The organism is Methylocapsa sp. S129 (genome assembly GCF_009765995.1).
In the GTDB taxonomy this organism is placed as follows: Bacteria; Pseudomonadota; Alphaproteobacteria; order Rhizobiales; family Beijerinckiaceae; genus Roseiarcus.
On sequence record NZ_LMUI01000015.1, the window covers coordinates 1 to 6,919 of the forward strand.

Genomic DNA, 6,919 nt, shown 5'->3' on the forward strand with positions numbered 1-6,919 from the left:
CGCATACGATATCCACATCTGCCTCACAGCAGAGGGCGGCGTCTACGCCTTCAATGGTCATGTCGATCTCGGCACGGGCATTCGCACCGCGCTGGCGCAAGTCGTCGCCGAAGAACTGGATGTTCCGCTCGAGTCGGTGACCATGATTCTTGGAGACACCGACAATGCCCCGAACCAGGGCCCGACGATCGCCAGCGAGACCATGCAGGTCACCGCGAAGCCGCTGCGGATCGCGGCGGCGCAGGCCCGGCTTCATCTGATCACGCTCGCCAGCGGGGTGCTCGAGCGGCCGACGGAAGATCTCGCGACCCGAGACGGCATGGTGCGGGGCGTTAGCGATGCGGGCGTTGCGATCGCGTTCTCGGCGCTGCTTGAGAACAGACGCATCCATCTCGTTCTCGACAGGACCACGGCGCTCAAACCTGTCTCGGAGCACCGTGTGATTGGCCGGCCGGTCAACCGAGTCGACATCCCGGCAAAGGCAACCGGACAGTTCGTCTATGTTCACGACGTCCGCATTCCCGGAATGTTGCACGGCCGTGTGGTGCGGCCGCCTTATTCCGGTATCGACGGCGGCGAATTCATCGGCCGCAGTCTCGAGGCCGTCGACCGCACGTCGATCGCGCATATCCCCGGGATCGTTGGCGTCGTGGTGGAGGGCGACTTCATTGGCGTGGTCGCCGAGCGCGAAGAACATGCCGCGGAGGCTGCGGCCTGCTTGAAGGCGACCTGGAAGCCATGGGCGACCGGAGCCGCCCTTGGCGATTTGCAAATGGCGCTGCGCGCAGCTCCGGTCCGATCCCGACGGCTCATCGACAAGGGCGACGTCGACGCGGCCCTCGCAGCCGCGGACAAGCGGCTCGACCGCACCTATGTCTGGCCATACCAGATGCATGGCTCGATCGGTCCCTCATGCGCCGTCGCCGAATTCAAAGAGGATCGCGTCACCGTCTGGTCCGGCACCCAAAACCCCTACCCGCTTCGGGCGGACATCGCGCTGCTGACGGGTCTGCCGGAGACGAATATCGAGGTGGTGCGCGCCGAGGCGGCCGGCTGCTACGGCCGCAATTGCGCCGATGACGTGGCGGCTGACGCGGTGCTGCTCGCGCGCGCAGTCGGGCGTCCGGTGCGCGTGCAACTGACGCGCGAGCAGGAACACATGTGGGAGCCCAAGGGCGCAGGGCAGCTCATGGACGTCTCCGGCGCGCTCGGCGCCGGCGGAACGCTTTCAGCCTACGACTTCCAAACACGTTATCCCTCAAACGCCGCCCCGACGCTTGCTCTCCTTCTGACCGGACGCGTGCCGGCCAATCCCGCTGTCCTTAAGATGGGCGACCGCACGGCCGCGCCCGCCTACAGCTACGAGAACCTGCGCGTCACTGTCCACGACATGGCGCCGATCGTGCGCGCCTCATGGCTGCGCGGCGTCTCGGCGCTGCCGAACGTGTTCGCCCACGAGAGCTTCATCGACGAATTGGCGGAGGAAGCGGGGGCCGATCCGGTCGCGTTCCGCCTGCGGCATCTCTCCGATCCGCGCGCAGCCGATCTCGTGAAGGCTACGGCCGAACGCGCGGGCTGGGAACCGCACGTTGGTTCAAAGCCGCAGGGCGCCGAAGCGGAGGTGATGCGTGGCCGCGGGTTCGCCCAGGCGCGTTATTCCCACGGCAATTGGCCGGGCGTCGGCGCCGCCTGGGCGGCCTGGGCGGTGGACGTCGCCGTCAATCGAACGACCGGCGAGGTGAATGTCACGCGGGTCGTCGTCGGTCAGGATACGGGCATGATGATCAATCCTGCCGGCGTGCGCCATCAGATCCACGGCAACGTCGTCCAATCGACGAGCCGAGTGCTGAAAGAGGAAGTGACATTCACCGAGACGACGGCGGTGGCCAATCGCGAATGGGGCGCCTATCCCATTCTCACCTTCCCGGAGCTTCCGGCGATCGACGTGCTGATGATGGACCGTCAGCACGAGCCGCCGATGGGCGCCGGCGAGTCCGCCTCGGTCCCCAGCGCCGCGGCGATCGTCAACGCCGTCTATGATGCGACGGGCGTGCGCTTTCGCGAACTGCCGTTGACGCCAGAGCGCGTGCTGGCCGGCCTCGGCGCGCCCGCCACAAAGCGGCCTGCAACGCCGCGTCGCCGGCGCCGCTTCGCCTTGTTCAGCACGCTCGGGGGCCTCCTCGTCGGCTTGACGGGCCTAGCGACCATCGCCATGCCGATCCGCCCGTCGATCGCGCCGATCCAGCGGCCGGACCCGTCAGCCTATTCCGCCGCCACGATCGAGCAAGGACGAAGGCTCGCCGCCCTCGGGGCCTGCGCCACGTGCCATACCGCGCCGGGCGGCATGGCTTATGCCGGCGGCCTGGCGCTGGAGACGCCCTTCGGCACGGTGACGACGACCAATATTACGCCCGACCCGGAGACAGGCATCGGCGCCTGGTCCTATCCCGCTTTCGAGCGCGCGATGCGTGAAGGAATCCATCGCGACGGCAGTCATCTCTATCCTGCCTTTCCCTATCCAAGCTTCGCCAAAACCAGCGACGCCGATCTCCAGGCGCTCTACGCCTTTCTGATGTCGCGGCCGGCGGTGAGCCACGCCAATGCCGGCACGCGTCTCGCCTTTCCCTTCAACATTCGGCCGCTGATGGCGGGCTGGAACCTGCTCTTCAATCGACCGGGCGTGGTCGAACCGGATCAGGCTCGCTCTGCTCTCTGGAACCGCGGCCGTTATCTCGTCGACGGCCTCGGTCATTGCGGCGCCTGTCATTCGCCGCGCAATGCGCTGGGGGCCGAACGCGGCGGCGCCTCTTATCTCGCCGGCGGCCTCGCCGAAGGTTGGGACGCTCCCGCGCTGACGCGCCTGTCGGAGGCTCCGTTGCCTTGGAACGAAGATGAACTCTTCGCCTATTTGCGTACCGGCTCGTCGCACCATCATGGCGCGGCGAGCGGGCCCATGGCCCCGGTCATCGAGGAACTGAAGACTCTGCCGGAAGCCGACATCCGCGCCATGGCCGTCTATCTCGCCAGCTTCAATGATCCGCTTCCCTTCGCCGAGATAGAAACACGCGCAGACGGCATCGTCGCCTCAACCGGCTCCGATGCTCATCCGATGACGAGCGGCGCAGCGCGGCTTTACGACGGCGCCTGCGCGTCCTGTCATGAGACGGGGCGCGGCGCGCTCACCGTCAGCGACGCGCAACCGCTTGGCCTCAGCACGAAGCTCGTCCTCCAGCGGCCAGACAATTTCGTGCGTGTGGTGCTCGATGGCGTCGAAAAATCGTCGCATGGCGCGATGCCAGGTTTCGGCAACGTCCTTGACGATCGCCAACTTGCCGATCTCGTCCGCTATGCGCGCGAGCGATTTGCTTCGGAAAAGCCGCCGTGGGATGGAATCGAAGAGACGATCGCGCATTTGCGCCTGGGCTCGGCGCACTGACGAGGCCGCTGTCGGAAGAGCGCGAGCAGCGCCGTTGAGGCCATCGCGCCAGCTATCGCATGACGAAAATCTGTTGATGCGGACAGAGCCTTCGTCGATTGGTTTCGCCCGGCGGCGACTTCCCATGCCGCTCATGCTTTGGCTCTTTCAAACCAATAGGCCTATTATTCTCGCATCTGCTCCGCGAGGTGACGACCGATGGAAGAATTAACGTCTGTCCGCTACGCGGACAGCCCTTTGAGCATCGAGGGGCAATGCGTCGCGACGTCCGCTCATGATTTCGAAGAGACGATTGGTCGCGTGAGCCAAGCGATCACCGACGCCGATCTCTGGCTGATCCACGAGATCAATCCGCAGGCGCAACTGCGCAAGGGCGGTTTTGCGATCCATCCAATGCGTCATTTCTTATTCTTCCATCCGCGCTATATGGCGCGTCTTTTGGCCGCCGATCCGCGAGCGGCGATCGAGACGCCTCTGAAGCTCACAATCATGGCTTTGCCGGATGGCTCGGTCGTCATGCGCTATGCCGACCCGGCCATAGCTTTTCTCCGCTACGCCGGATTGGAGGATCTCGGCCGCGAATTGTCCGGCCTGTGCGCCGACGTCATCGCCGCGGTCGGCGCCGCCGCGCAACCCGCTATCGCCGCCGTGACGCAGAAGATCGTCTCGACAAATCCCGCCACGGGCGAGATATTGGCGACCTTCGTAGCGGCGGGCGCCGAGCAGATTGACAAGGCCGTCGCACTGGCCCGGGTGGGCCAGGCGGAATGGCGAGCGATGACCGGCGCGGCGCGCGGGCGCATCGTGCGGCGGGTCGCCGACATCCTGCGCGCCCGCAACGACGAACTCGCCCATATCGAAACGCTCGACACCGGCAAGCCGATCTCGGAGACTTCCGTCGTCGATGTGATCTCGGCCGCCGAGTGCCTCGAATATTATGCTGGACTTGCGGCGGGAATCGCTGGCGAGCACATCGATCTCGGCCCCTCGGCGTTCGGCTATACCCGGCGCGAACCACTCGGGATCGTGGCGGGCATCGGCGCCTGGAATTATCCGCTCCAGATCGCTTGCTGGAAGTCGGCGCCGGCGCTGGCCTGCGGCAACGCGATGATCTTCAAGCCGTCGGAGCAAACGCCGATGACGGCCGTGAAGCTGGCGGAGATCATGCTGGAAGCCGGTGTTCCGAAGGGCGTGTTCACGGTCGTGCAAGGCGCTGCCGAGACGGGCCGGCTTCTTGTCGGCCATCCGGACATCCGGAAAATCTCACTGACCGGCGATGTGCGCACCGGCAAGCGCGTGATGGCCGCCGGCGCGGAGACTTTGAAATATGTCACCCTCGAACTCGGCGGCAAATCTCCGATCCTGGTGTTCGACGACGCCAATATCGACGACGCCGTCTCCGGCGCAATTCTCGGCAATTTCTACTCGGGCGGCGAAATCTGCTCGAACGGAACGCGGGTATTCGTGCAGCGCAGCGTCCTCGACGCGTTTCGCGAAAAACTGATCGCACGCGTCGAGCGGATTGCTATCGGCGATCCGCTCGACCCGCACACCCAGATCGGTTCGCTGATCTCCGCCGCGCATATGGAGAAAGTCCTCAGCGCCATTGCGCGCGGCCAACAGGAGGGAGCCCGCCTTCTTACTGGCGGCCATCGCGTCATCGACGGCGCCTTGGCGAAAGGATGCTTTGTCGCCCCGACCATTTTTGAGGCGCAAGACGACAATGTCGCCATAGCCCGCGAGGAGATATTCGGGCCAGTGATGACGATCCTGCCGTTCCACGATGAGGAAGAGGCGATCCGGCGCGCCAATGCGACCCCTTATGGCCTCGCCGCCGGCGTTTTCACGCGCGACATCGTCAGAGCGCATAAAGTGATCGCGCAGCTCGAAGCGGGCGCGTGCTGGATCAATCACTACAACATTACGCCGATCGAGTTGCCCTTTGGCGGGTATAAGCTGTCGGGTCTTGGCCGTGAGAACGGAAAGGCGGCGATCGAGCACTACACGCAATTGAAGAGCGTCTACGTCAATCTCGGCGCCGTTGACTCACCCTATTGAAGAATTCCGATAGCGGATTCGACAATTTGAGAGAGCGCCGCGCCCTGACAAACCCGCTTGGCGGAGCGCCAGCAGCGTCGTCGCAACGATTGCTCCGCCCATGACAATGTTAAGTGCGCGCGCCTGGCCCGGCTTCAATCGCGCTTTGCCCAAAACAACGCCAGCCCAGAGCCACGCAATGTCGACGCTCATCATCACCGCCACGCAAGGCTGGCGAAAGGACTACGCGCGTCAAGGCGCAAATGGTCGGTTTGCGCGGGATACGACGAAGCCAAGTCCAGATCGCCATTGTCGAAGCGCCGGCCAAGGGGTTCATTCCGGAAAAGATCAGATCGATCCGCGAGAGATTTCCAGGAATCTCCTTTCGGCTTCATGTTATGGACAATGCTGACGTTATGACCGCGCTCATCGACGGCGAGATGGATTTCGGGATCATGCTCAGCCCGCAATCGTCCAAGGATTTGATGGTGGTCTCCTTCGTCGATGTCGCCTTGATGGCCTGACGTATAGCGTTGCCTTTGTGCGATCCGAGATCGTCGAGCACGACGATGTCATGGGGGTTGAGGGTCGGTGCGAGAAACTGCTCGACGTGAGCGAGAAAACGCTCTGCGTTGATGGGACTATCGAAGATGCAAGGCGCCTCGATGCGGTCGTTGCGTAACGCGGCCAAGAAGGTGGCTCTTTTCTCAAGACGAATGCGAAGCGTTCGTCCGGCAATGGCCATGCAGGACTTTGGCCACCAATCGGCGCCGGCGCGGCGGCCAGCCGTAGAGGCGGGTCATGTTCGTTTTCGTCCAGGTTTCATCGATGAAGACCAGACGCGCGAGATCGACCCGCTTCTGATGCCCTCGCCAGCGGAGGCGATGGCGCTTTATATCCGGGCGATCTTGCTTACGCGCGACGATCGTCTTTTTTGAACGTGACGCCGATACGGCGAAAGAAGCGGCTCATCATGGAAGTGTCGGCCTTGACCCCGCGTTCGATCAAAAGCCGGTCGCAAAGCGCTTGGAGAGCGATGCCGGCCGTCTCGCTTCGAAGCGAAGCGAGAAAATCTTGGTGCGGCTCCAGCTTCGGGCGCAAATAGCCGCCCATCTTGGCCGTCGTCCGCGAGCCCATCCGCTCCCAACGTTCGAGCCACTTGATGGCCGCAGACTCGCTCACCTGAAATCGCGCCGCCGCCGCCCTACGGCTCATCCCGTCCCGCACAACCGCGTTGATGACCCGATCTCGTAAATCTTGCGAATACGCCATCCCCGCTGACGTCCTTCCAGCCAGCAAGTTGAAACAGAACCATAACGATTCTGGAATCCCATGCCGATTCACAATAATTGCAGGATGCTCTAGGCAGTGAGCGAGCGACATTCGGGACGCCACAGTACGACTGTTGAGACACAGGATTTTCGCGTCTCGCAGTGACGAAATAGA

The 6,919-nt window shown here is 63.7% G+C and carries 4 protein-coding genes and 1 pseudogene; 3 read left to right on the forward strand and 2 right to left on the reverse strand.

Annotated features, from left to right (window positions below; all coding sequences use genetic code 11):
* The 3 genes from GSQ90_RS09260 to GSQ90_RS32345 form a co-directional block, all read left to right on the forward strand.
* Positions 1–3,436: molybdopterin cofactor-binding domain-containing protein (locus tag GSQ90_RS09260; RefSeq protein WP_158814552.1), on the forward strand; the 3,436-nt coding region annotated here is incomplete at its 5' end.
* 198 nt (positions 3,437–3,634) lie between these two features.
* The gene (betB, locus tag GSQ90_RS09265; RefSeq protein WP_210254866.1) at positions 3,635–5,494 is read left to right on the forward strand and encodes a betaine-aldehyde dehydrogenase; all 1,860 of its coding nucleotides are present in this window, start codon (positions 3,635–3,637) and stop codon (positions 5,492–5,494) included.
* A gap of 242 nt (positions 5,495–5,736) precedes the next feature.
* Positions 5,737–5,997 (forward strand): LysR substrate-binding domain-containing protein, encoded by a 261-nt coding sequence (locus GSQ90_RS32345; protein ID WP_158814553.1) that lies wholly within the window; start codon positions 5,737–5,739, stop codon positions 5,995–5,997.
* On the opposite strand, the pseudogene GSQ90_RS32825 reads toward GSQ90_RS32345, so the two are convergent.
* Both GSQ90_RS32825 and GSQ90_RS09280 read right to left on the reverse strand, forming a co-directional pair.
* Positions 5,979–6,218: pseudogene (locus tag GSQ90_RS32825) on the reverse strand (transposase); the annotation flags it as partial. The gene GSQ90_RS32345 and the pseudogene GSQ90_RS32825 overlap by 19 nt on opposite strands.
* A gap of 167 nt (positions 6,219–6,385) precedes the next feature.
* Entirely contained in the window at positions 6,386–6,655 is a 270-nt protein-coding gene (locus GSQ90_RS09280) for a hypothetical protein (RefSeq protein ID WP_158814555.1), read from the reverse strand.
* Between the last annotated feature and the right edge of the window lie 264 nt (positions 6,656–6,919).